23 protein-coding genes and 1 riboswitch are annotated in these 22,285 nt (G+C 63.2%); of the genes, 13 read left to right on the top strand and 10 right to left on the bottom strand.

From position 1 onward, the window contains the following. Positions 1-115: 115 nt before the first annotated feature. Entirely contained in the window at positions 116-1,138 is a 1,023-nt protein-coding gene (locus NKJ57_RS13940; protein ID WP_352511119.1) for a substrate-binding domain-containing protein, read from the bottom strand. A 364-nt stretch (positions 1,139-1,502) separates the two neighbouring features. Between NKJ57_RS13940 and NKJ57_RS13935 the strand changes: the two genes are divergently transcribed. From NKJ57_RS13935 to NKJ57_RS13915, 5 genes are all read left to right on the top strand, one after another. Beyond that, a complete protein-coding gene (locus tag NKJ57_RS13935) occupies positions 1,503-2,858 on the top strand; it encodes an ABC transporter substrate-binding protein (protein WP_352511118.1) in 1,356 nt (451 codons plus the stop codon). A 235-nt stretch (positions 2,859-3,093) separates the two neighbouring features. Then, positions 3,094-4,107 carry a carbohydrate ABC transporter permease gene (locus tag NKJ57_RS13930; RefSeq protein WP_023668891.1) on the top strand — a complete coding sequence of 338 codons (1,014 nt, stop codon included), beginning with the start codon at positions 3,094-3,096 and terminating at the stop codon, positions 4,105-4,107. A gap of 1 nt (position 4,108) precedes the next feature. After that, positions 4,109-5,263: a carbohydrate ABC transporter permease gene (locus NKJ57_RS13925; protein ID WP_023668890.1), complete on the top strand. Its 1,155-nt coding sequence runs from the start codon at positions 4,109-4,111 to the stop codon at positions 5,261-5,263. A 5-nt stretch (positions 5,264-5,268) separates the two neighbouring features. After that, positions 5,269-6,933: a beta-galactosidase BglA gene (bglA, locus tag NKJ57_RS13920; RefSeq protein WP_352511117.1), complete on the top strand. Its 1,665-nt coding sequence runs from the start codon at positions 5,269-5,271 to the stop codon at positions 6,931-6,933. Between the two features lie 65 nt (positions 6,934-6,998). Further along, positions 6,999-8,111 (top strand): ABC transporter ATP-binding protein, encoded by a 1,113-nt coding sequence (locus NKJ57_RS13915; RefSeq protein ID WP_352511116.1) that lies wholly within the window; start codon positions 6,999-7,001, stop codon positions 8,109-8,111. A 72-nt stretch (positions 8,112-8,183) separates the two neighbouring features. Here NKJ57_RS13915 and NKJ57_RS13910 read toward each other — a convergent pair whose 3' ends face one another. The 3 genes from NKJ57_RS13910 to NKJ57_RS13900 form a co-directional block, all read right to left on the bottom strand. Further along, the gene (locus NKJ57_RS13910; protein WP_023696902.1) at positions 8,184-8,417 is read right to left on the bottom strand and encodes a DUF680 domain-containing protein; all 234 of its coding nucleotides are present in this window, start codon (positions 8,415-8,417) and stop codon (positions 8,184-8,186) included. Positions 8,418-8,487: 70 nt separating this feature from the next. Further along, positions 8,488-8,691, bottom strand: coding sequence for a DUF680 domain-containing protein (locus tag NKJ57_RS13905; RefSeq protein WP_023668886.1), 204 nt, complete (start codon positions 8,689-8,691; stop codon positions 8,488-8,490). A 66-nt stretch (positions 8,692-8,757) separates the two neighbouring features. Continuing rightward, a complete protein-coding gene (locus NKJ57_RS13900; protein ID WP_023668885.1) occupies positions 8,758-8,964 on the bottom strand; it encodes a DUF680 domain-containing protein in 207 nt (68 codons plus the stop codon). Between the two features lie 499 nt (positions 8,965-9,463). Further along, positions 9,464-9,665: riboswitch (cobalamin riboswitch) on the top strand. Positions 9,666-9,782: 117 nt separating this feature from the next. Between NKJ57_RS13900 and NKJ57_RS13895 the strand changes: the two genes are divergently transcribed. The 8 genes from NKJ57_RS13895 to NKJ57_RS13860 all read left to right on the top strand — a co-directional run bounded on the left by NKJ57_RS13895 (position 9,783) and on the right by NKJ57_RS13860 (position 17,623). Continuing rightward, the gene (locus tag NKJ57_RS13895; protein ID WP_023668884.1) at positions 9,783-11,030 is read left to right on the top strand and encodes an aromatic ring-hydroxylating oxygenase subunit alpha; all 1,248 of its coding nucleotides are present in this window, start codon (positions 9,783-9,785) and stop codon (positions 11,028-11,030) included. Between the two features lie 37 nt (positions 11,031-11,067). Next, positions 11,068-12,168, top strand: a complete 1,101-nt coding sequence (locus NKJ57_RS13890) for an FAD-binding oxidoreductase (RefSeq protein WP_352511114.1) — start codon at positions 11,068-11,070, stop codon at positions 12,166-12,168. 161 nt (positions 12,169-12,329) lie between these two features. Next, positions 12,330-12,752, top strand: a complete 423-nt coding sequence (locus NKJ57_RS13885) for a PqqD family peptide modification chaperone (protein ID WP_352511113.1) — start codon at positions 12,330-12,332, stop codon at positions 12,750-12,752. 152 nt (positions 12,753-12,904) lie between these two features. Next, positions 12,905-13,954, top strand: coding sequence for a serine kinase (locus NKJ57_RS13880; RefSeq protein WP_352511112.1), 1,050 nt, complete (start codon positions 12,905-12,907; stop codon positions 13,952-13,954). After that, on the top strand, positions 13,951-14,694 hold the full coding sequence (locus NKJ57_RS13875) for a glycosyltransferase family 2 protein (RefSeq protein ID WP_352511111.1): 744 nt from the start codon (positions 13,951-13,953) through the stop codon (positions 14,692-14,694). The genes NKJ57_RS13880 and NKJ57_RS13875 overlap by 4 nt, the downstream gene beginning before the upstream one ends. 33 nt (positions 14,695-14,727) lie before the next feature. Further along, the gene (locus tag NKJ57_RS13870; RefSeq protein WP_023755574.1) at positions 14,728-15,480 is read left to right on the top strand and encodes a glycosyltransferase family 2 protein; all 753 of its coding nucleotides are present in this window, start codon (positions 14,728-14,730) and stop codon (positions 15,478-15,480) included. Next, complete coding sequence (locus NKJ57_RS13865; RefSeq protein WP_352511110.1) at positions 15,465-16,157, top strand: glycosyltransferase family 2 protein; 693 nt, start codon at positions 15,465-15,467, stop codon at positions 16,155-16,157. Before NKJ57_RS13870 ends, NKJ57_RS13865 begins: the two co-directional genes overlap by 16 nt. Further along, positions 16,157-17,623: a nucleotidyltransferase family protein gene (locus tag NKJ57_RS13860; protein WP_352511108.1), complete on the top strand. Its 1,467-nt coding sequence runs from the start codon at positions 16,157-16,159 to the stop codon at positions 17,621-17,623. The genes NKJ57_RS13865 and NKJ57_RS13860 overlap by 1 nt, the downstream gene beginning before the upstream one ends. 45 nt (positions 17,624-17,668) lie before the next feature. Here the strand turns inward: NKJ57_RS13860 and NKJ57_RS13855 are convergent, their stop codons facing one another. From NKJ57_RS13855 to NKJ57_RS13830, 6 genes are all read right to left on the bottom strand, one after another. After that, complete coding sequence (locus NKJ57_RS13855) at positions 17,669-18,409, bottom strand: FAD-binding oxidoreductase (protein WP_023752436.1); 741 nt, start codon at positions 18,407-18,409, stop codon at positions 17,669-17,671. Continuing rightward, entirely contained in the window at positions 18,406-19,017 is a 612-nt protein-coding gene (locus NKJ57_RS13850) for a sulfite oxidase-like oxidoreductase (protein WP_023684287.1), read from the bottom strand. Before NKJ57_RS13850 ends, NKJ57_RS13855 begins: the two co-directional genes overlap by 4 nt. Before the next feature lie 134 nt (positions 19,018-19,151). Then, positions 19,152-19,376, bottom strand: coding sequence for a PDZ domain-containing protein (locus tag NKJ57_RS13845; RefSeq protein WP_023702519.1), 225 nt, complete (start codon positions 19,374-19,376; stop codon positions 19,152-19,154). A 22-nt stretch (positions 19,377-19,398) separates the two neighbouring features. Continuing rightward, the gene (locus NKJ57_RS13840) at positions 19,399-20,163 is read right to left on the bottom strand and encodes an MBL fold metallo-hydrolase (RefSeq protein ID WP_031209742.1); all 765 of its coding nucleotides are present in this window, start codon (positions 20,161-20,163) and stop codon (positions 19,399-19,401) included. After that, positions 20,163-21,329: a diphosphate--fructose-6-phosphate 1-phosphotransferase gene (locus tag NKJ57_RS13835; RefSeq protein WP_023819473.1), complete on the bottom strand. Its 1,167-nt coding sequence runs from the start codon at positions 21,327-21,329 to the stop codon at positions 20,163-20,165. Before NKJ57_RS13835 ends, NKJ57_RS13840 begins: the two co-directional genes overlap by 1 nt. A gap of 99 nt (positions 21,330-21,428) precedes the next feature. Continuing rightward, positions 21,429-22,196, bottom strand: coding sequence for a L,D-transpeptidase (locus NKJ57_RS13830; RefSeq protein WP_023668871.1), 768 nt, complete (start codon positions 22,194-22,196; stop codon positions 21,429-21,431). Between the last annotated feature and the right edge of the window lie 89 nt (positions 22,197-22,285).

The following is a 22,285-nucleotide window of genomic DNA, read 5'->3' as shown; positions in this document are numbered from 1 at the left end:
TCCCAAAGCCAAAGCAAGGGCGGCAACAGGGAGATCATTGTCCCACAACGCCTTCAGTCTACCTGCAGCCAGCGTCCGCAAGGCCGGGCTCCACCGTCGGGAGCGGTTGGGCGCCCTAACCTGGCGCGCCGGCGACCGAGCCTCTGACCACCAGGTCGACAGGCCAGACCTCACCCCGCGCCCCTTCTTCCAAGCCGGAAATGCGCGCTGCCAGGCGTTCGGCGATGCGGGCGCCGGCGAGGCGGATCGACGAGCGCGTCGTCGACAGCGGCACGGAAAAATTCTCCGGCTTCAGCCATGGAAAGACGTCGTCATGGGCAATCAACGACAGGTCGCCGGGAATGGTCAGGCCAAGGTCGCGCACCGCGCGCACGACGCCGAGCGACATGATCAGGCTGGAGCAGGCGATCGCCGTCGGCCGCTCGCTCTGTTCGAGCAGGCGCCTGGCGGCGCGGTAGCCGTTCTCCTCGGTCATGGTGAGTGAACAGACATGGCGCTCGCCGAGCGTCAGGCCGCTCGCGGCCAGCGCCCTGCGCATGCCGCGCTCGCGGTGGATGGCGAAGGTCTCGCGGTCGTCGCCATTGATCAGCGCCAGCCGGCGGTGGCCGAGCTGAACCAGGAGCCGGGCGGCGTCGTGGAAGCCGCCCTCATTGTCGATGTCGGTGAAGGGGTAGTCGAAATCGAAGCCTTCGCTGCGGCCATGGACGATGAAGGGAATGCCGAGCGTGTTGACCAGCGCCACCCGCCGGTCGGCCGGGCGCGGCGAGGAGATGTAGACGGCGTCGACCTGGCGGTTGGCGACGATGCGACGATAGGTGGTTTCCTGGTCGTCGGCATCGGCCGGCGACAGCACCAGGTCGAGCTCGTGCGAGCGGGCATAGTCGCCGAGGCCGGACAGGAACTCGACGAAATGCGGGTCGATGTCGACGGAGGCGCCCGTCGGCAGGACATAGCCGATCATGCCCGTCTTGCCGGTCGCCAATCGGCGCGCGCTCGGGTTGGGCCGGTAGCCGTGGCGCTTGGCGGCATCCACCACACGCCGGCGGGTTTCCTCGTTGACCTCCGGATAGCCGTTCAGCGCACGGCTTACCGTTGTCTGCGACAGGGCCAGCATATGAGAGAGCTGCTTCAGGTTCACTGGGAGGCCTCCAAGCCTCAAAGCGCTTTTAATTTTGAAGCCACGCGGCGCCACAATGGGCGCGGCCGAGCTGGTCGACCATACGCACTGGTCCGGCCAGTTTGAAGCTTAATACGGTGCTGCACCGCCGTAAAATTGTGCTGCAGTGCACTTTACCAAGTCTTGCGGCCCGCAATTAAATCGATTAGCCCACCGCCCTCTTGACTTCCATCCGATTCAATGGCGAGATCAAAAAGACCAAAGCGCTTTGGAAGACTCTTCGAAAGGTTGCGGTTCCTTTCTGAACGAGTCACAGTCCTGCAGCGTCGGCGGGCGGAATGGAGGTTCCGTCCGGGTGTATGTGTCCACACTGGGAGGAATACCGATGAAGAAGATGGTTCTGCTTGGCGCAGCGTTTGCCACACTCGCCTTGTCCCTGCCGGCGCAAGCCGAACTGAAGTTCAAGCCCGGGGAAGACAAGCGCTTCAACTGGGCCAATTACGAAGAGCTGAAGAAGGTCGATCTCAAGGGCGAGACGCTGACCATCTTCGGGCCCTGGCGCGGCGAGGACGAAGGCCTCATCCGCACTGTTCTCGAATATTTTCAGGAAGCCACCGGCGCCGAGATCAAATACTCCTCGTCGGAAAATTACGAACAGCAGATCGTCATCGATACCCAGGCCGGCAGCCCGCCCAATATCGCCGTACTGCCGCAGCCGGGCCTGATCCAGGATCTGGCGTCCAAGGGCCTTTTGACGCCGCTGGGCGACGACACCGCCAAATGGATCAAGGACAATTACGGCGCCGGCCAGTCATGGGTCGATCTCGGCACCTTCAAGGACAAGGACGGCAAGCCGGGCTTCTTCGCCTTCCCCTACAAGGCCGACGTGAAATCGCTGGTCTGGTATTCGCCCGACAATTTCGAGGAAGCCGGCTACAAGGTTCCCAAGACCCAGGAAGAGCTCGCCGACCTCGAGAAGAAGATCATCGCCGACGGCGGCACGCCGTGGTGCATCGGCCTCGGCTCAGGCGGCGCTACCGGCTGGCCGGCGACCGACTGGGTCGAAGACATCATGCTGCGCACCCAGGCGCCCGACGTGTATGACAAGTGGGTAAAGAACGAGATCCCGTTCAACGATCCGGCGGTGGTCAACGCCATCGACATTTTCGGCAAGATCGCGACCGACGACAAGATGGTCGACGGTGGGGCCAAGGCGGTTGCCGCGACCGACTTCCGCGACAGCCCGAAGGGCCTCTTCTCGGTGCCGCCGAAATGCTACCTGCACCATCAGGCATCGTTCATCCCGACCTTCTTCCCGGAAGGCACAAAGGTTGGACAGGACGCCGACTTCTTCTACTTCCCGCCCTATGCCTCGAAGCCCGAGCTCGGCACGCCTGTGCTCGGCGCCGGCACGCTGGCCATGATCACCAAGGACTCGAAGGGTGCACGCGCGTTCATCGAATTCCTGAAAATGCCGCTGGCACATGAAATCTGGATGGCCCAGGGCGGCTTCGTCACGCCGCTCAAGTCGGTCAACAAGGATGCCTATGCCAGCGACGCGCTGAAGAAGCAGGGCGATATCCTCGCCAATGCCTCGACCTTCCGCTTCGACGGTTCGGACCTGATGCCGGGCAAGATCGGCGCCGGCGCCTTCTGGACCGGCATGATCGATCTGGTCGGCGGCAAGTCGGCGCAGGATGTCGCCACCGACATCCAGAAGAGCTGGGACGCTATCAAGTAGTCAGCTGGCAAGCAGTCAGCTGGCAAGTAATCACTGCCAAGTAATCAGCTGCTTTGGCGGCAAATTCAGGACTTCCTCCACAGACTGGATCCGGGCCGCTATGGCCCGGATCCGACCGGCGCCTTACGCCGGACCGATTTGCGTTCGTTCGTTTCAGAATAACTTAAATCGGCGCAGAGCCACATCGCCAGGGCTGTTCAAGGCCCGGCCGATCATGCGCAGGGAAGAGGGACCCATGGCTGCTCAGATCTTATCGGCCATTTTTGTCATCATCATCGGCGTCGGCGGCTGCGTCGCCTATTTCTGGGGCGCCAACAAGCTGGTCGACCTGATATTCCCGTCGCGCGGCGTGGCAGGGGCTGCGGCCATCGACAATCTGCGCCGGCAAGGACTGGTCCGTCCGTGGCTGTTCGTCGGCCCGGCGATGATCATCCTCACCGTCTACCTGATCTATCCGGTGGTGGCGACGCTCTGGCTGTCCTTCCTCGACCGAGGCGGCCAGCATTTTGTCGGCTTCGCCAACTATGAATGGGCGTTCGGCGACCGCGAGTTCCGCAACTCGATCCTGAATAATATCATCTGGCTGGCGGTGGTGCCCGCCGCCTGCACCTTTCTAGGGCTGATAATCGCCGTGCTCACTGACAAGATCTGGTGGGGCACGATCGCCAAGAGCCTGATTTTCCTGCCGCTGGCGATCTCTTTCGTCGGCGCCAGCGTGATCTGGAAATTCATCTACGAATATCGCGGCGAGGGCCAGACGCAGATCGGTCTGCTCAACGCCATCATCCAGTATTTCGGCGGTCAGCCGCAGGTCTGGATATCGCTGCCGTTCTGGAACAATTTCTTCCTGATGATCATCCTGATCTGGATCCAGACCGGCTTTGCCATGGTCATCCTGTCTTCGGCGTTGCGCGGCATCCCCGAAGAGACGCTTGAAGCCGCGGTCATCGACGGCGCCAATCCGTTCCAGATCTTCTGGAAGATCATGGTGCCGCAGATCTGGGGCACCATCGCCGTGGTCTGGACGACGATCACCATCCTGGTGCTGAAAGTGTTCGACATCGTGCTGACCATGACCAATGGCCAGTGGAACAGCCAGGTGCTGGCCAATCTGATGTTCGACTGGATGTTCCGCGGCGGCGGCGATTTCGGCCGCGGCGCCACCATCGCCATCATCATCATGATCGCGGTCATCCCGATCATGGTCTGGAACATCCGCCAGGCGAACAAAGAGACGGGAGGACATTGAGATGGCCGTCGCGACCGGGAAGTCCTTTGCCAGCCGCTTCGGCGTCCACATCGCCGTGCTTGTCTTCGTCGCCGTCTGGACCGTGCCGACGCTCGGCATCCTGGTCTCGTCGCTGCGCGACAAGGACCAGATCATCGCCTCGGGCTGGTGGAACTCGTTCTCCAGCTCCAGCCAGACTGAAGCCGGCCGCCTGCCGCCGGCCTCGGCGCAGGTCGAGAAGGACGGCAAGTTCGTGCTTGCCGGCAATATCTTCGGCGACGGTGCTGCGCGCAACATCAGCGCCTTCGGCGTCAAGTCGGCGGCACCGACGCAATATCCGGCCGGCACCACTGCCGATCTCGGCGACGGCGTGACCTTGCAGCTCAATGCCGACGGAACGTTCGTCATGAGTTCGCCCAAGGCTTTCGAAGGCGACCGTGGCCAGCGCGTCTATTACGCCTCGTCGGCGCCACCGAAATTCACCACCGACAATTACAAGACCGTGCTGTTTTCGGAGGGCATCGGCCGCTCGTTCATAAACTCGCTGACCGTCACCATCCCGGCGACGGTCATCCCGATCCTGATCGCCGCCTTCGCCGCCTATGCATTGGCGTGGATGCGTTTTCCCGGCCGCGCCTTGCTGATCGCCACAATCATCGGCCTGCTGGTCGTGCCGCTGCAGATGTCCTTGATCCCGCTTTTGAAGATCTACAACGGCGTCGGCATCTTCTTCGGTGTGCCGTCGAAAACCTATCTCGGCATCTGGCTGGCGCATACCGGCTTCGGCCTGCCCTTCGCCATCTATCTCCTGCGCAGCTATATTGCCGGCCTGCCGCGCGAGATCATGGAATCGGCGCGCATAGATGGCGCCAGCGATTTCGAAATCTTCGTCAAGATCGTGCTGCCGCTGTCCTTCCCGGTGCTGGCGTCCTTTGCAATCTTCCAGTTCCTGTGGGTGTGGAACGATTTGTTGGTGGCAATGGTTTTCCTCGGTACCGAAGGGGACCAGATCGTGCTGACCGCGAAGCTCAACGCGCTGCTCGGCTCGCGCGGCGGCGACTGGGAAATCCTGACGACATCGGCCTTCGTCACCATTATCGTGCCGCTGATCGTGTTCTTCTCGCTGCAGCGCTATTTCGTCCGCGGGCTGCTGGCCGGCTCGGTTAAAGGAGGTTGAGACTTATGCAAGCCGCTTTGAAGGCGACCTCGAAGCCCGATCTCGCCGTCGATCGCGACTGGTGGCGGGGCGCGGTGATCTACCAGATCTATCCGCGCTCCTATCAGGACTCCAATGGCGACGGCATCGGCGACCTCAAGGGCATCATCCGCAGGCTGCCCTACATCGCCTCGCTCGGCGTCGAAGCCATCTGGATTTCGCCCTTCTTCAAGTCGCCGATGAAGGATTTCGGCTACGACGTCTCAGACTATTGCGACGTCGACCCGATGTTCGGGACGCTCGCCGATTTCGACGCGCTGGTTGCGGAAGCCCATCACCTCGGCCTCAAGGTGATGATCGACGAGGTGCTGTCGCACACCGCCGACAACCATCCATGGTTCAAGGAGAGCCGCGCCAGCCGTAGCAATCCCAAGGCCGACTGGTATGTCTGGGCCGACGCCAGGCCGGACGGCACGCCGCCCAACAACTGGCTGTCGATCTTCGGCGGCTCGGCCTGGCAGTGGGACACCAGCCGCCAGCAATATTATCTGCATAATTTCCTGTCCGAGCAGCCGGACCTCAACTTCCACAATCTGGAAGTCCAGGACGCGCTGCTCGACGTCACCCGCTTCTGGCTGGAGCGCGGCGTCGACGGCTTCCGCCTCGACACCATCAATTTCTACTTCCACAGCCAGGGGCTGGAGAACAATCCGCCGCTGCCGCCCGAAGAGCGCAACGACCAGACAGCACCTGCGGTCAATCCCTACAACTACCAGGACCATATCTACGACAAGAGCCGGCCGGAAAACCTTGCCTTCCTCGAACGGTTCCGGGCGCTGCTCGACGAATATCCGGCGGCCGCCGCGGTCGGCGAAGTCGGCGATTCGCAGCGTGGGCTGGAAGTGGTCGCCGCCTACACCGCCGGCGGCAAACGCGTCCACATGTGCTATTCCTTCGATTTCCTGGCGCCGGAAAAGATCAGCGCCGCCAAGGTGCGCCAGGTGCTGGAAGCCTTCGGCAAGGTCGCCAGCGACGGCTGGTCGTGCTGGGCCTTTTCCAACCACGACGTGATGCGTCCGGCCTCGCGCTGGGCCGCCGACGAAGCCGACCCGGCCGCCTATCTGAAGGTTATCTCGGCGCTGCTGATGTCGCTGCGCGGTTCGGTCTGCCTCTATCAGGGAGAGGAGCTTGGGCTGGGCGAAGCCGAGTTGCAGTTCGAGGATCTGCAGGACCCCTACGGCATTCGCTTCTGGCCCGAATTCAAGGGCCGCGACGGCTGCCGCACGCCGATGGTGTGGGATGCAACCGCCAGCAATGCCGGCTTTTCGACGGCCAAGCCATGGCTGCCGGTGCCGGGCAAGCACTTGTCGCAAGCGGTCAATGTTCAGCAGGGCGACGCGGCCTCGCTGCTCGAGCACTACCGGCGCTTTCTCGGTTACCGCCGCCAGCATCCGGCCCTCGCCAAAGGCGACATCGAGTTCATCGAAAGCGAGGGCGACACCGTCGCCTTCACCCGCCGTGAGGGCAATGAGCAGATCGTCTGCGTCTTCAATCTGGCCAGCAAGCCGGCCGAGGTCGATCTCGGTGGTCAGGCGCTGCTGCCATTGGCCGGGCACGGTTTTTCGGGACAATCCGGCACAGGTTCCATCCGCCTCGGCGGCTACGGCGCCTGGTTCGGGCGCATCGACTGAGTTTTTGACGAAACTGGATTTTTTGAGGAAATCCAGGTTCTCTAGGGAAATCACGGGAGGAAATTATGGCCGATGTCACGCTGAGACAGGTGAAGAAATCATACGGCAATCTGCACATTCTCCACGGCATCGACCTCGACATAAAGTCGGGCGAGTTCATCGTCTTCGTCGGCCCGTCGGGTTGCGGCAAGTCGACCTTGCTGCGGTCCATCGCCGGGCTTGAGGAGATCACCTCCGGCGAGCTGAAGATCGCCGGCGAGGTGGTGAACGACGTGCCGCCTTCCAAGCGCGGCATTGCCATGGTGTTCCAGTCCTATGCGCTCTATCCGCACATGACCGTCTACGACAACATGGCCTTCTCGATGAAGATCGGCAAGGAAAGCAAGGCCGAGATCGACAAAAGGGTGCGGCAGGCCGCCGAAATCCTGCAACTGACCAAATATCTCGACCGTCTGCCCAAGGCGATGTCGGGCGGCCAGCGCCAGCGTGTCGCCATTGGCCGCGCCATCGTGCGCAACCCGAAAGTGTTCCTGTTCGATGAGCCGCTGTCGAACCTCGACGCCGCACTGCGCGTCGCCACCCGCATCGAGATCGCCAAGCTCAAGGAATCGATGCCTGCCACGACCATGATCTACGTCACCCACGATCAGGTCGAAGCGATGACGCTGGCCGACCGCATCGTGGTGCTGAAGGACGGCCATATCGAGCAGGTCGGCACGCCGATGGACCTCTACAAGAAGCCCGGCAATCTGTTCGTCGCCCAGTTCATCGGCTCGCCGGCCATGAACATCCTGCCGGCGACGATCGACAGGACGGGCAACCCGACAATCGTCAGCCATGTCGGCGGCCGCAAGGCCACGGTGCCGATTGCAACGCCGGCGTCAGCCAAGGGTGCGGCGGTCAGCTTCGGCGTGCGGCCGGAGGATCTGTCGGTCGCCACCGGCACGGAATATCTTTTCGAGGGCGTGGTGGACTATGTGGAGCAGCTCGGCGAGGTGCAGCTGGTCTATATCGATATCGGCCGCGCCGACCTGCCATTGGTGACCAAGCTGCCCGGCAATGTCGAGGTCAAGCGCGGGGCAAAGCTGCGGCTGACCGCGGATGCCGGGGACCTGCACATCTTCGACGCCGATGGGCACTCCTTCTCGCTCAAGCCGGTGGAAGTGAAGGCGGCTTGAGATAGCTGCGTCGTACAGGCATGAAAAAAGAGCGGCGGGCTAGGCCCGCCGCTCTTTTTTAAGCTTCGGCTGTTAGTTGTTGCCGAACCGATCCCTGTCGCTGCTCTGAGGAACGAACTTCTGTTGGTCGTCCGACGAGTTCAGCAGCTTGTAGACCGCCGAGTTGGTGCCGGTCGACGAAGTGCGGGTGGTGTCGACGGCAGCGGCCGGCTGGTTGGCGCCATTGGAGCCATAATTGTCGCTGCCGGCAAAGGCAGCGCTCGAAACAGCCAGAACGGCTGCGGCGGCGAGAACGATCTTCTTCATTTTAGTCTCCTGAATTTTTCTGATGCCGCCAGCTGCAGCGGATAAGCCCGCCACGTGCTGGAAACCGGCTTTAGCGGCCGAAAAGGTTACGGTCGGCACCGTGGGCAGGCGCCTGCTCGGCTGGAGCCGACTTCTCAACCGAAGCCGTATGGCCACTATCGGTCGACGTAATCGCAGGCTGGTTGGCGCCGTTCGAACCGTAGTTGTCGCTGCCGGCGAAAGCGCTGCCGGAGATGGCCAAAACGGCGGCGGCAGCAAGGATGATCTTTTTCATTTCAAATACTCCTGAATTTTTTGGGATCCCGAGAGCGACGGGTTAGCCGCCCTTCTTTGGTCGGGATCAGCGATTGCCGTAGAGGTCGCGGTCGGCGCCCTGAACGACAGGCTGCTTGTCAGCGTGCGCCGGCTTCTGAATGGAAGCCGTATACGAGCTGTCGACCGAGACGGCTGGCTGGTTCGCACCATTGGAACCGTAATTGTCGCTACCGGCGAAGGCGCTGCCGGTGATCGCCAAAACGGCTGCGGCAGTGAGGATGATCTTTTTCATTTTTAGTACTCCAGTTTGTCTGTCCGTCTAGCGGCGTGTCTTGGGAGGAATTCGCGTCGTTCGGACAGCCCCGATGTGGGAAAGCCATAGGCTGGTTTCCAATCACGAAGTTGTTCCGTGTGGACCACGGTCCTGCACCTTGAAATTGTGCCAGGAAGTTCCTCTATGGTCATTTATCGCATTGTTTTCAGTCGCTTATGCCGAACCGAGTGGTTCGCTCCGATGTCGGTTTCCGGGCCGTCGTTCACACCGTCCTGCACGCATTGTCAACAGAAACGAACCGTTCGGTTCGATTAGAGATTGCTAATAGTAACTTTTCGATACCGTTGAGCCCTTTTTGCCCCCGATCGAACTGGATCCGCAGCGATTCGAAACGGCGATGATGGCGTCGCAAGAAACGTCTCAGCTCTTTGACCGGCGGCGGGGGGCGTATGCCGCGCGTGTCGCGCCGCATGGATATGATGTCGCTTTCATGCCGACGTCGCGATCGCTGCCGTGATTAGATGATCGCATCTCAGGTGCCGCTTCGTGACGACGCAGCGGAGAATTGGGAAGCCGGTCAGAATCCGGCGCTGCCCCCGCAACGGTGGTGGAGTTGAAGTCGCAACGGGAGACCACTGGGCAAGAGCCTGGGAAGGTGTCGCGATGGTCCGCAAGGACAACTCCAGAGCCCGGAAACCAGCCCGAGATGCATAGACTCGACTGATCGCGGTGGGCGGTCAAGAGGTGGATAGTGCATGTCCGGCGCCGCGCCGGCCTGCGTCCGATCCTTCCTCCATCACCACCAAGTTCAGTCCTTAAACCACGAGGACAGAACTATGGATACGCGCAACGACATGCTGAGGCTCCTGAACGGCCGCAAGCAAGGCTTTTCGCTGGAACAGCCCTTCTACACCGACCCGGACTATTTCAAGCTCGACATGGAGCTTATCTGGTATCGCGACTGGCTGTTCATCGGCCATGATTGCGAACTGCCGAAGCCCGGCAGCTATATCACCGTGCAGATCGGCGATTATCCGGTGGTGCTGGTCCGCGACCAGAAGGGCAACATCAACGCCTTTCACAATTCCTGCCGCCATCGCGGCAGCCGTGTCTGCAACACTGAGAAGGGCATGGCGGCAAAGCTTGTCTGCCCCTATCACCAGTGGACCTACGAGCTTGACGGCCGGCTGCTGTTTGCCCGCCAGATGGCCGACGGTTTCGACAAGAGCCAGTTCGGCCTGAAGCCCGTCGCCTGCGAGAGCGTCGGCGGCTACATCTTCATCTGCCTGGCGAAAGAACCTGCCGACTTTGCGCCGATGCGCGCCATGATAGAGCCCTACCTCAAGCCGCACCGGCTGAATGAAGCCAAGGTCGCCTTCGAGAGCACCATCATCGAGAAGGGCAACTGGAAGCTGGTCTGGGAAAACAACCGCGAATGCTATCACTGCGCCGGCAATCATCCAGAGCTGTGCAAGACATTCCCCGAAGCGCCGACGGTGACCGGCGTGCAGGGCGCCGACAGCGATCCGGAGATGCTGGCGCACTGGGCGAAATGCGAGGCGGCGGGCCTGCCGAGCAAGTTCCGCATCGATCCGGCCGGGCAATACCGCGCCACCCGCGCGCCGCTGCTGCGCGATGCCGTCAGCTACACGATGTCCGGAAAGCGCGCGGTGACGAAGAACCTGTCCGACACTGTTGCCGCCGACCGCATCGGCACCTTGATGCACTACCACTATCCGACGACCTGGAACCACATACTGATCGACCATGCGGTCACCTTCCGGGTGCTGCCGATCAGCGCCACCGAAACCGCGGTGACGACCAAGTGGCTGGTGCACAAGGATGCGGTCGAGGGGGTCGACTACAACCTTGAGGAGCTCACCCATGTCTGGACCGAGACCAACGACCAGGACCGCCGCATCGTCGAGGAAAACGCCTTTGGCATCCTGTCTCCGGCCTATGAGCCCGGCCCCTATTCGGAGCTGCACGAGGGCGGCGTGATCCAGTTCGTCGAATGGTACGCGGCCTTCATCGGCCCGCGCCTTGCCGAAGGCGGCCGGCCGGCGCTACGCAGCGTCGCGTGAGCTGGAGCAGGCGAAGAGGGACCAGAGGATGAATGCGATGACGGATCTTGGGCTCTATCGCCATCTTGACCAGATGGCGCCGTGGAACGATAGGCTGCAGGTGCTGGAAGTGATCGGCGTCAGCGACGAGGCGCCCGACGTCAAGACCTTCACCTTCCGCTCCGACAACCAGACCTGGTTCCGCTACAAGCCGGGCCAGTTCCTGACGCTGGAACTGCCGACACCGGACGGGCCGCTGATGCGCACCTACACGCTGTCGTCGTCGCCATCGCGGCCGTTTTCGATCGCGGTGACGGTCAAGGCGCAGGCCGGCAGCATCGGCACGCGCTGGATGTTCGACCATCTGGTGCCCGGTTCGCATGTCAAGGCCTACGGACCGGCCGGCGACTTCTCGTTGCACAGCCACCCGGCGGCCAAATACCTGTTCATTTCCGCCGGCTCCGGCGTGACGCCGATGATGTCGATGCTGCGCTGGCTGAACGACTGCGCGCCATGGACCGATGTCGGTTTCGTCAACTGCGCGCGGCGTGCCGAAGAGATCATCTTCCGCAAGGAACTCGAACTGCTCGGCGGCCATATGCCCGGCCTGTCGCTCGGCTTCATGATCGAGGAACGTTCCAGCCGCGAAGGCTGGTACGGCCATATGGGCCGCATCGATGCGATCCGGCTGCCCTTGCTGGCTCCGGACTTCCGCGAGCGCGAAATCTTCTGCTGCGGCCCCGATCCGTTCATGCGCGCCGTGCGCGGCATGCTGGATGCCGCCGGCTTCGACATGACGAAATACCATCAGGAGAGCTTTGCCGCGCCTGTGGTGGAGGAAATTCCGGCGCCGTTTGCCTCCCCGGTCGAGGACGGCATCGCTGCACCTGTCCAAGCCGTGACGCCGATCCGCTTCTCGCTTTCGGAGGTCGACGCCGGCTGCGTCGCCGGCCAGACCGTGCTGCAGACCGCGCGCAGCTCGGGCGTGCGGATTCCCGCCGCCTGCGAGTTCGGCCTGTGCGGCACCTGCAAGGTGAAGAAGGTCTCCGGCGAAGTCGAGATGAGCCACAATGGCGGCATCCTCGACCACGAGATCGATGACGGTTTTATCCTTGCCTGCTGCTCGAAACCATTGTCGGCGCTCGAAATCGAGGCTTGAGCCGGTCGACTTCGCCGCAACGGTCGCCGACGCAGGCGTTGTATTCGCGGGTCTTTGTCTTGCCAACCAACGGCCAAGTGATTTAGACGCACTTAGGAAGGGCTTGGCAGACCGTGAAGCCGGCGCATCCCTTCAGGGCGCATGGGACGGGGGACACAGCGATGCAACAGCGGGTCTACGCGGTCGCAAGCAAGGACATCGTTTTCGAATCATTCGATGGCGAAGCCGTCGTTCTCGATCTTTCGAACGGCAAGTATTTCGGCTTTTCCGATTCCGGCAGCCGGGTCTGGCAGGCTTTGTCGTCCGGCGTCGCCACTGAAGCGCTGGTCGGAGCTGCCGTGGGCGCCGCAAAAATAAGCCTGGCCGACCTCGAAAGCTTCGTTGCCCGACTGCTCGATTTCGGGTTGCTTGCGCCAGCCGAAACACCGGCACAACCGCTTTCGGGCGAGCTGTCGTCTGCGCTTGCTGCCAGCAATGAGCCGCTCAAGGTCGATGTCCATGACGACCTTGCCGATCTCATCATTGTCGACCCGATCCATGAGGTCGAGGAACCTCTCGGCTGGCCGGCGGTGAAACAGGCATAATCGTTTCCCTAAAGCGCGTCGCGTTTGAACGGACTCAGGCGACGCGGTTTAGATCTTTGATTTCATGCATGTCGTCGTCTCAAAACCGGGGCCACCCCGAGCGACATGCATCAGGCGACCCGGCGCAATTCTGGACGCTGAACAACCAACACATGCCTTTGATCACGCTGCAAACCCTGCCGGATTATGCCCGCCATGTGCTGGCGGCCGCGGAAAGCGCCGCCGCCTTCTATCCCGTTGCCGCCAGCGTGCGGTTGCCGGGACTGGACCTGAGTGTCCACCTCGACCATGGCACGCTGGCGGAAGCCATGAGCCATGCCTTCATACCGGCCCCGGAAAATCCGTCTGCATCTGACGGCTGCCGCATTTTCGTCGCCCACCCGGCCATCGATGGCGTCCCCGCCCCGGCCACCTGGGGCCGAGGCGATTACAACCATCATGCCTTTGCCAACCGGCTGGAAGAGGCCGGATTGCGCGGCAGCTACTATCATGACCTCGACTTCTGGCAGTTCCATGATCCGCAACGCCATGTCGGGGCGCAGCTGATGATGTCGGCCGACGCCTTTCCGCCATGGGAACAAGGGGCGCCGCTGCGCGCCTTCCTGCATTGGGAATATGCGGCGCGCGGCATGCGGCTCACCCATGCCGGCACGCTGGGCATCGATGGCAAGGGCGTGTTGCTGGCGGGCTCCGGCGGTGCCGGCAAATCGGGAACGGTCGTCGCCGGCCTGCTCAATGGGCTCGATAGCGTCGGCGACGACTATGTGCTGATCGACCGGACCGAGGGGGTGACGGCCTATCCGCTGTTTGCCACGCTCAAGCAGGATCCGGAGGGCTTCAAGCGGCTGAAGCTGGAGGGTCGGCTAAAGTCGTACCAACCGCTGAACTGGCAAGGCAAGCATGCCTTTCGCATCGACGAGATCGCGCCTCGACCACCTCCTGCAAGTCTGGACATTATTGCTTTGATAGTGCCCCATATCAGGGGAGGTGCGAGAAGCTCGGTCATGCCCATATCGCGCAAGGATGCCATGATCGCCTTGGCCCCGTCAGGAATCGTGCAGATGCCGGGCGAGCGGGAAGCGGGCTTTCGCTTTTTCAGCGAGCTTACCCGCGATCTGCCATGCTACCGGCTGTCGCTGGGGACCGAGCCGCGCGAGATCGCCGGCACGATTGCGGATTTCGTCCTTCGGGGCGCTGCATGAAGTTGAGCATCATTGTGCCGGTGTACAATCGGGAGATCTATGTCGTTTCGACGTTGCGGTCCCTGCTCAGGCAACGCGACGATGCCGATCTCGATATCATCCTTGTCGACGACGGCTCGACCGACAGCTCCGTTGAAGCAGTCCGCGCCATCATGCGGGAAGCGTCGTGCATCCGCCTGTTCCAGCAGGCAAACCAGGGCGTGGCCAACGCCCGCAACACAGGGCTGAGGCAGTTGCTGCCGCAAACCGAACTGGTGTCGTTCCTGGATTCGGACGACGTCTCGCCGGCTGGACGATTCAAGGCTGGCCTACCCCTGTTCGCGGCCGACCCTGCGCTCGAGCTGACCTACTCGCTGATGACGCGCGTCGATCTCATGGACGACGAAACCCTGCAGCCGGCACGGGGCGGCGCAGGTCCCACCGTGCGCGGCGTCAGCCTTAGCGCCGGGATATTCCGCAGGGCACTCATCGACCGTGCTGGTGCTTTCGACGAGGAGTTCCGGCAGGGCGAAGACGCCGACTATCTTCTGCGCATTTTCGAAACCAGCCCGAAGCACATTTTTCCCGACACCGTCGCGGTATACTACCGGCGCCACCCCGGCAATTTGACCAAGCAAAGGGATGTGGCGGTGCGCGAATACCTACGTGTAATTCAGAAATCCTTGCGGCGGCGCAAGGCCGATCCGTCGCGGCGCCCGGTCGAGGGGCTTTTCGAGATCAAGCGCCCGGCAGAGTGGTGAAACAATGAACAGATCACAGCCTGGGATGCGTGCGTGAAGCTGAGCGTGATCATGCCGGTCTACAACCGCGAACGCCATGTCGGCTCGGCGCTGCGCTCGCTGCTGAGGCAGCGCGATGCCGCCGATCTCGACATCATCGTTATCGATGACGGTTCGACCGACAGTTCGGTGGCGGTCGTGCGCTCGCTGATCGCGGAGGCGCCGTGCATTCGCCTTTTCCAGCAGCAGAATGCCGGGGTGACGCGGGCACGCAACGCGGGCTTGCGGCAATTGCTGCCGCAGACCGGGCTGGTATCGTTTCTCGATTCCGACGACATTTCCCCGCCGGGCCGCTTCAAGGCGGATCTGACCTGTTTCGACGCAGACCCCACCCTCGAGCTCACCTATTCGCGCATGACGCTGGTCGACGACATAGATGACGATACGCTGGAGCCGACAGCCGACAGCCACTCGGTGACGGTTCGCGGCATTCACCTGTCTCCCGCTATCTTCGTCCGGCGGTTGGTCGAACGCATCGGCAGCTTCGACGAGGATTTCCACCAGGCCGAGGACACCGACTATCTGCTGCGCACTTTCGAAAGCGGGCCGAAATTCACGATGCCCGACACTGTTGCGCTCTATTACCGGCGCCATCCCGGCAATATGACCAGGCAGGCCGATGTTCCTTTTCGCGAATTCATGCGCGCCGTCTACAAGTCGATGAAACGGCGCGAGGCCGACCGCTCCTTGCACCCTGTCGACGGCATCTTCGATTTCAAGGAACTTGCGAATTGGCGTTTCCTGTGATGGCCAGCTACGGCGTCGTCATTCCGGCCTTCAACGCGACCGCCACCATCGCCGAGACGCTGCGATCGGTCGCGGCCCAAACGGTCCAGCCCGACGCTATAATCGTCGTCGATGACGGCTCGACCGACGATACGGTCGCGGTGGTCAATGCGCTGGGCATGCCGGTGCGGGTCTTGCGCCAGGACAATGCCGGACCAGGCAGCGCCACCACCAGGGGCATCGCCGCGCTGGCGACGCCCTTCGTCGCCACGCTCGATGCGGACGATCTGTGGCTGCCGACCAAGATCGGAAGGCAGCTGGAGCATTTCGAGCGGTTTCCCGCGACGGCAGGAGTCTTTGCCCACTGGCGGACGTTTCGCGATGATAAGCCCGATGTGCAACAGGACGTGGCCGTGGCGGGCTGGTCGCGCACGACGATGATGATCCGCCGGGAGGTAGCCGAGGCCGTCGGTCCGATCATCGACCCGCAAGGCGGTCGCGGCGACATGGTCGACTGGATCGCCCGTGTCCGCGAGGCGGGCTTTGCGCTTGCCATGCTCGACGATGTCCTGACCTTGCGCCGCATCCGGCCCGACAGCATGTCCTATGGACGCGACCCCGCGCGCGATCGCGGTTATCTCGAAGTCGTAAGGCTGGCCATGCAAAGGCGAGCAGCGAAAAAGACGAGCGCCGACTGATGGCCAATGCCATGCGCCGTATCGGCCGTCGGTTTCCGGACTATGGCTGGTCATGGCCAACTGGCGGACTCGACCAGCTGCTGAAGGCCGCATTGCTGCCCGATGAAGAAGCGGCAGGGCGTTACGCGGCGCGCTGGCTCGACGAGAACGACATCGACCATGTTGCCTTCCGAGAGCATCGGCTGCTGGCCGCGATCTCCGACAGGTTCGGCCGCAAGCTCGCTGGGCATCCGGCCTATCCACGTCTTGTCGGCCTGCAAAAGATGCTGTGGACCAAATCGCGACTGGCTGCGCGCGAGGCCGAGCCGGCGCTACAGGCCATGATCGACGCCGGCTGCGCGGTGATGCTAATCAAAGGCGCCAGCCGCATCGCCGTCAACGCGTCGGCGCAGCGGGGCCGGGTGGCGCACGACATCGACATATTGGTGCGTCCGCAGGACATGATCGCCGCCTTCGACGTGTTGACCGAGGGTGGCTGGCAAATCGCCACCGGCGTCAGCCCGCAATATCTGCGCACAAGGCTGGCGTCCCTGCGGTCGATGAATTTCTTCAAGGGCAGTTTCGGCGACATCGACCTGCACCAGTCGGCCTATGACGGATCGCAGCAGAGCACCGAAGACGATCTGGCGGTCTGGCAGCGGGCGCTGTCAGCCGATTTCAATGGCGTCCGCGTGCTTGTTCCCTCTCCGGCCGACCGCATGGCGCTCGCCATCGCACATGGCGGCCTCGATGCCCACACCCACAGCGACTGGCTGGTCGACTGTGCGGTCGCCATCGAGAGTGGCGCAGTCGACTGGGGCGTGTTCGCCGATATCGTTGCCAAGCGGGGCCTCGCCGTCGCCGCGGCGGTGGCGCTCTCCTATCTCTGCCTGGAGATCGGCATTGCGGTGCCGGAGGTCGAACTTGCAAAGACGATTGAGTTGGCCGACCTCGCCGGCCTGTCGCGCTGGTCCTCGGTGCTGCAGGCGAAGCCGCGCACCGATTTCGGCGGCCTCGTTTGGCTGTCGCGCGGCTTTGCCAAGCAATTGCGCCTCAAACGCAAAAAGGGCCGCCTGCAGCAGCCGACGCCCGCCGTCTGGCGCGGCAGGCCGACATTGCGCAAGGCAAGAGCGACGTCGGCGCCGTTTGCACTTTCCCAGACCCTGCCGCGTCCGGACAGGACTGGAGCGATGGTGCTGGACGTCACCGTCAGGATCGTCGTTCCGCCATTCCGCCGCCGCATCGAGATGGAAATCAATGCCGGCAGCGGTCACGTCGCCCGCTTGCGTTCCATGGTGATCAGCCGCGCCGGCGGCGGACGTGTGCTGCGCTTTCGCGGCAAGGTAACGGTGGACGACACCGGCCGGCCTCTGGTGATCGAGGCACGGCCATCGCGCCAGTTCCGCAACTGGGACAATGAGGCCGAAGTCGCCGCCTATGGCGCGCTGCCGTTCCAATTGCTGTCGGCAAGGTTTTCACCCGCCTGAGAGCGGTTCGCTGTCTCCATGAAACGGTGAACCACTGTGGCCCTCTCAGACGCCATAGCGCTCGGTGCGGATGATTTCCGCTGGTATGCCGGCGTCGATCAGCGCCCGGGCAGCCGCCGAGACGAAGGTGTTCGACCCGCAGACGAAGGCGAGCGCCGGCGGCCGCGGCAGCCGCGTGAGCGCCTGCATGACCATTGCCGTGTCGATGCGCCTCGAATAGTCGGACGGGCGCCGTGCCGCCTCGCGCGTCAGCGTAAGCACCAGCTCGAACCCGTCGCGGCGGTCACCGAGACCGATCAGCTCGTCGCGGAAGATCACCTCGTCCCAGACCCGCACCGAAAACATCAGCGCCACCGGCACCGCCGATTTGCGCAAGGTCCGGTGACGCACCATCGCCATCAGCGGCACCACGCCGGAGCCGCCGCCGACCAGAAGCAGCGGCCCGCCATCCCCATCGGACCAGACGAAATGGCCGCCGAGCGGCCCGCGCAGTTCGATCTCGTCACCGACCGCGGCGATGTCGTGGAAGAAGGGCGAGACTTCACCGTCGTCGAGCTTCTCGATCGCCAGCTCGATCGTGGCGCCGCTCTCCGGCGCCGAGGCGATGGAATAGGAGCGGCGCGCTTGGTAGCCGTCAGGCGCAGTCAGCCTGACATCGACATGCTGTCCGGCGCGATAGGCGAATGGCCGTGACAGCGCGAAGAAGAAACTGGTGACGCGTGGCGTCCGCTTTTCGATCCGGGTGATTTTCGCCGTCTGCCAGGGAGATTGCGGCGCTTCGCTCATGGATCGCCGCTATAGCGCTGCTCGCGCCACGGGTCGCCATAGATGTGATAGCCGCGCAATTCCCAGAAGCCCGGCTCGTCGCGCTCGGTGAACTGCAGCCCGTTCAGCCATTTGGCCGATTTCCAGAAATAGAGATGCGGCACCAGGAGCCGCGCCGGGCCGCCATGGTCGGCAGTGATCGGCTTGCCTTCATAAAGGAGCGCCACCATCGCCTTCCCCGCGGTGAGATCCTTGGCCGGCACGTTGGTGGTGTAGCCGTCATAGCCATGCGCCAGCAGGAAGCCGGTCGGCGCTTCGATACCGGCATCGGCAAGGATGTCGTCGACCAGCACGCCTTGCCAGGCGGTATCGAACTTGGTCCAGGCGGTAACGCAATGGATGTCGCGCGTCATCTTGGTCAAGGGCAGCGCGTTGAACTCGGCCCAGTTCCACTTCTTGATCGGGCGTGGCCCGTGCTTGAGCGTGAACGACCAGTCCTCGGTGCGCACGCGCGGCGTCGGCCCCGCCGACAGCACCGGAAAGCCCTGTTCGAGATACTGACCGGGCGGAATGCGCGCATCGGTCTCCGTCGGAGGCTTTCGACCGGAGGAAAAACCGCGAGTGACCATCGGACTGTCCGTTTTTAGCAGGCCATTGCCGGCCTGCCGTAATGTTCTCGAAGATGTCGCGGCGGGCAACAGGAATTTTGGCGGGGCCGTGCGGCAGGCCTGCCGATCGTTCAGCGAGCCCGCCGCATCATGACTCAACCGGCGGCGAAGGGTACGGCGACGAAGATTTGCGCGTCGCCCCGGTCGACCAAAAGCAGCACCGACTTCCGGCCCGATCTGCCGGCCTCGGCGATCGCCTGGTTGGCTTGCCGCGCATCCCGCACGGGCGACCGGTCGACGGCGACGATGACGTCGCCCGGCTGCAGGCCGGCATTGGCAGCTGCCTTGTCCGGATTGACGCGCTCGACCACGGCGGCCACGCTGGTTCCAATCCCAATGTCGTCAGAGGCCTCCGGTGCGCCTGAGATAGGCTGTGGCGATCTCGCGCATCCGGTTGCCGTCGAAGCTCGGCCCATGGCCGCCATGGCCGAGGCGAACAGGCAGGTCAAGGAGCCGCTGCATGGTACGGCGATAATCAGGCCGGGAGGAATCCGGCAGGTCGTCGATCAGCGTGGAATCGTAGATGGCGTCGCCGGCAAAGAACAGGCCGTCTGCCTCGTCGAACAAAGCGATCGAATCCGGCGAATGTCCGGGCAGATGCAGGACGCGGAACTGCCGGTCGCCGAGGTCGACGATGTCGCCCTCGTCCAGCGTGCGCGTCAGCGGCGCCGGCGGAATCTTGTAGTCGGCCGCCGTCCAGCCCGGCGCCGGCAATTTCGAAACGGCGCCGTCGAGATTGTTGAACATGTAGGCGTAGGTCACCTGATCGTTCATGGTCTCGAAATGCTCGGCACTGTGCCGCGGCCCGGCGCGCAGCGGAAACTCGTGCAGCGAGCCGACATGGTCGAGATGGATGTGGGTGGCGACAACAATGAGCGGCTTGCCCTCGGGCGTGTCGATCTCAGGCGCCAGCGGGCAGATGCCCATGCCGGTGTCGACCAGCAGGTCGGCGTCGCGTCCCCTGAAATGCCAGATGTTGGCGCGCACGAAATCATGCACGAACGGCTCGGTCAGCATCGTCGTGCGGTCGTCGATGATCGTCTTGCCGAACCAGTCGCCGACAACGCGCTCGCCACCAAAACGGGTGCCGCCAAAACGGCCGCCCATCAGACGAAGGGCTTTCCCACCTTGTATTTTTCCGGCACCAGCCGCTTCAGGTAAGCCATGCCCGCTTCCGACAGCTGGTTGACATCGGGCTTCATGAAATCGTCGGGCATATGGCGCGTCTTGCCGGCGACGTTCTTCAGCGGCACCTTCTTCAGCACGGTTCTCGTGCCGTCATATTGCAGCGCCACCGAGCCACCGCCTTCGCCGGCAACGGCAACCGCGAAGGCGCCGGCGTCGAAAGCCTCCCGCGCGTCGACGGCGCTGATCGCGCCGACATAGCCGCGCGGCATGTAGCCAAGCGCATCGACGCGGGCGCGCTTGCCCGGCAGGCCTTCGGCGAGCGCACGTTCCAGAGCTGACGGCAGGTCGCTGCCCGACAGTTTGACGTTGCCATGCGCGTCGCGCTCGAGCTTGTCCGGCGGCACCAGGCTTTCGACCAGCGCCTTGCCGTCGGCGGTGCTGACTCCTTCGGAGACGGCGACGATGCAACGCTTGTGGCGGTCGAGCGTGGCGCGCACGTCGTCGATGAAACCGGCGGCGGAGAACGGCCGTTCCGGCACGTAGACCAGATGCGGGCCGCTGTCGGGATCGAGCTGCCAGGCTGCAGCCGCCGCGGTGAGGAAGCCGGCATGCCGACCCATTACGATGCCGACATAGATGCCGGGCAATGCGCGGAAATCGAGATCGACGGACAGGAAGGCGCCGGCGACGAATTCGGCCGCCGAGATGAAGCCCGGCGTGTGGTCGTTTTCCTCGAGGTCGTTGTCGATGGTTTTTGGCGCATGGACGAAAGCAATGCTGCCGCCGGCGGCGTCGGTCAGAATCTGCTGCGTGCCCGACGTGTCGTTGCCACCGATGTAGATGAAAGCGTCGGCGCCGGCCTTCTTCAGGCCCTTGAGGATGACCTCGCAATAGGCGGCATCCGGTTTGTCGCGCGTCGAGCCGAGCGCGGCACTCGGCGTGCCGGCGATCAGCCGCAGCCGGTCCTCTGGGATGGCGGAGAGGTCGACATAGTTGCCGTCACGAATGCCGCGCACGCCGTGGAGCGAGCCCAGCACCTTGGCGCCGGGATGGCGCTTGCGGACTTCCAGCGTGGCCCCGACAACCGTCTGGTTGATGACGGCGGTCGGGCCGCCGCCCTGTGCGATGACAAACGTTCCAGCCATGCTCGATCTCTCCCGGCGCTGTGGTTTTCAAGGCACCTTGGCCTAGCTTGCCGCATCGCGCAACGGGAGTTTCCAGCGGCGCCAAACCGCCGCACAGGATCAGACGACCACGACCGGGTTCTTCTTGGAAACGCGGCTGTAGAGGTCGATGATATCCTGGTTGATCAGGCGCACGCAGCCCGACGACATCGCCTGGCCAATGCTCGCCCATTCCGGCGAACCGTGTATGCGGTAGCCGGTGTCCTTGCCGTCCTGGTAGATGTAGAGGGCGCGTGCGCCGAGCGGGTTGGTGAGGCCACCGGGCTGGCCGTTTTGCCATTTCACCAGTTCCGGCTTGCGCTGGATCATCTCCGGCGGCGGCGTCCAGGTCGGCCATTCCTTGCCGTACTGGATGTTGGCGCGGCCGGACCAGCGGAAGCCGTCCTTGCCGATGCCGACGCCGTAGCGGATGGCGTCGCCGCCCTCCTGCACCAGATAGAGCTTTCGCTCCTGCAGATGGACGACAATCGTGCCGGGCGCCTCGCCGGTCTCGTTGACGACGATCTGGCGGCGGAACTCCGGCTTGACCTTCTGATAGGGCACCGCCGGCACTTCGAAGCCGCCATCGTTTAGCGAAGCGTACATGACATCGGGGCCGGTGACGTTCTTGTCGACGCTGATCGCCGGACGGATCGGCCGCACCGAGCCGGTGACCGTGTCATCCAGCTGGAATTGCGGCAGCTCGAGCGTCGAAGTGCTGCAGCCGGCCATGCCGAGCAGCGTCATGGCGCCGGCCCCTGACAGGACGAAGCGGCGGGAATAGAGATGTTCGGTCTCGTTTGCGTCGCCATTTGCTGGCGGCGTCACATTCTGCGGCAACTCACGCATGCACCCAAACCCTACGCTGTCGGCGGGAAACACGGTCCGGCCGGATAGCAGGCAGTTTCGCCAAACATGGTTGAAAAAGGGTGAAGGCC

The organism is Mesorhizobium sp. M0077 (assembly GCF_040322955.1).
Lineage (GTDB): Bacteria > Pseudomonadota > Alphaproteobacteria > Rhizobiales > Rhizobiaceae > Mesorhizobium.
Note: the sequence above shows the minus strand (reverse complement) of the source record. Positions and strands in the feature narration are given on the sequence as shown.

Excerpts from the sequence above, each read along its gene's own strand:
- NKJ57_RS13935 (WP_352511118.1), top strand. The coding sequence starts at position 1,503 with ATGAAGAAGATGGTTCTGCTTGGCGCAGCGTTTGCCACACTCGCCTTG.
- NKJ57_RS13930 (WP_023668891.1), top strand. The coding sequence starts at position 3,094 with ATGGCTGCTCAGATCTTATCGGCCATTTTTGTCATCATCATCGGCGTC.
- NKJ57_RS13925 (WP_023668890.1), top strand. The coding sequence starts at position 4,109 with ATGGCCGTCGCGACCGGGAAGTCCTTTGCCAGCCGCTTCGGCGTCCAC.
- bglA (WP_352511117.1), top strand. The coding sequence starts at position 5,269 with ATGCAAGCCGCTTTGAAGGCGACCTCGAAGCCCGATCTCGCCGTCGAT.
- NKJ57_RS13915 (WP_352511116.1), top strand. The coding sequence starts at position 6,999 with ATGGCCGATGTCACGCTGAGACAGGTGAAGAAATCATACGGCAATCTG.
- NKJ57_RS13910 (WP_023696902.1), bottom strand. The coding sequence starts at position 8,417 with ATGAAGAAGATCGTTCTCGCCGCCGCAGCCGTTCTGGCTGTTTCGAGC.
- NKJ57_RS13905 (WP_023668886.1), bottom strand. The coding sequence starts at position 8,691 with ATGAAAAAGATCATCCTTGCTGCCGCCGCCGTTTTGGCCATCTCCGGC.
- NKJ57_RS13900 (WP_023668885.1), bottom strand. The coding sequence starts at position 8,964 with ATGAAAAAGATCATCCTCACTGCCGCAGCCGTTTTGGCGATCACCGGC.
- NKJ57_RS13895 (WP_023668884.1), top strand. The coding sequence starts at position 9,783 with ATGGATACGCGCAACGACATGCTGAGGCTCCTGAACGGCCGCAAGCAA.
- NKJ57_RS13890 (WP_352511114.1), top strand. The coding sequence starts at position 11,068 with ATGACGGATCTTGGGCTCTATCGCCATCTTGACCAGATGGCGCCGTGG.
- NKJ57_RS13885 (WP_352511113.1), top strand. The coding sequence starts at position 12,330 with ATGCAACAGCGGGTCTACGCGGTCGCAAGCAAGGACATCGTTTTCGAA.
- NKJ57_RS13880 (WP_352511112.1), top strand. The coding sequence starts at position 12,905 with ATGCCTTTGATCACGCTGCAAACCCTGCCGGATTATGCCCGCCATGTG.
- NKJ57_RS13875 (WP_352511111.1), top strand. The coding sequence starts at position 13,951 with ATGAAGTTGAGCATCATTGTGCCGGTGTACAATCGGGAGATCTATGTC.
- NKJ57_RS13860 (WP_352511108.1), top strand. The coding sequence starts at position 16,157 with ATGGCCAATGCCATGCGCCGTATCGGCCGTCGGTTTCCGGACTATGGC.
- NKJ57_RS13855 (WP_023752436.1), bottom strand. The coding sequence starts at position 18,409 with ATGAGCGAAGCGCCGCAATCTCCCTGGCAGACGGCGAAAATCACCCGG.
- NKJ57_RS13850 (WP_023684287.1), bottom strand. The coding sequence starts at position 19,017 with ATGGTCACTCGCGGTTTTTCCTCCGGTCGAAAGCCTCCGACGGAGACC.
- NKJ57_RS13840 (WP_031209742.1), bottom strand. The coding sequence starts at position 20,163 with ATGGGCGGCCGTTTTGGCGGCACCCGTTTTGGTGGCGAGCGCGTTGTC.
- NKJ57_RS13835 (WP_023819473.1), bottom strand. The coding sequence starts at position 21,329 with ATGGCTGGAACGTTTGTCATCGCACAGGGCGGCGGCCCGACCGCCGTC.
- NKJ57_RS13830 (WP_023668871.1), bottom strand. The coding sequence starts at position 22,196 with ATGCGTGAGTTGCCGCAGAATGTGACGCCGCCAGCAAATGGCGACGCA.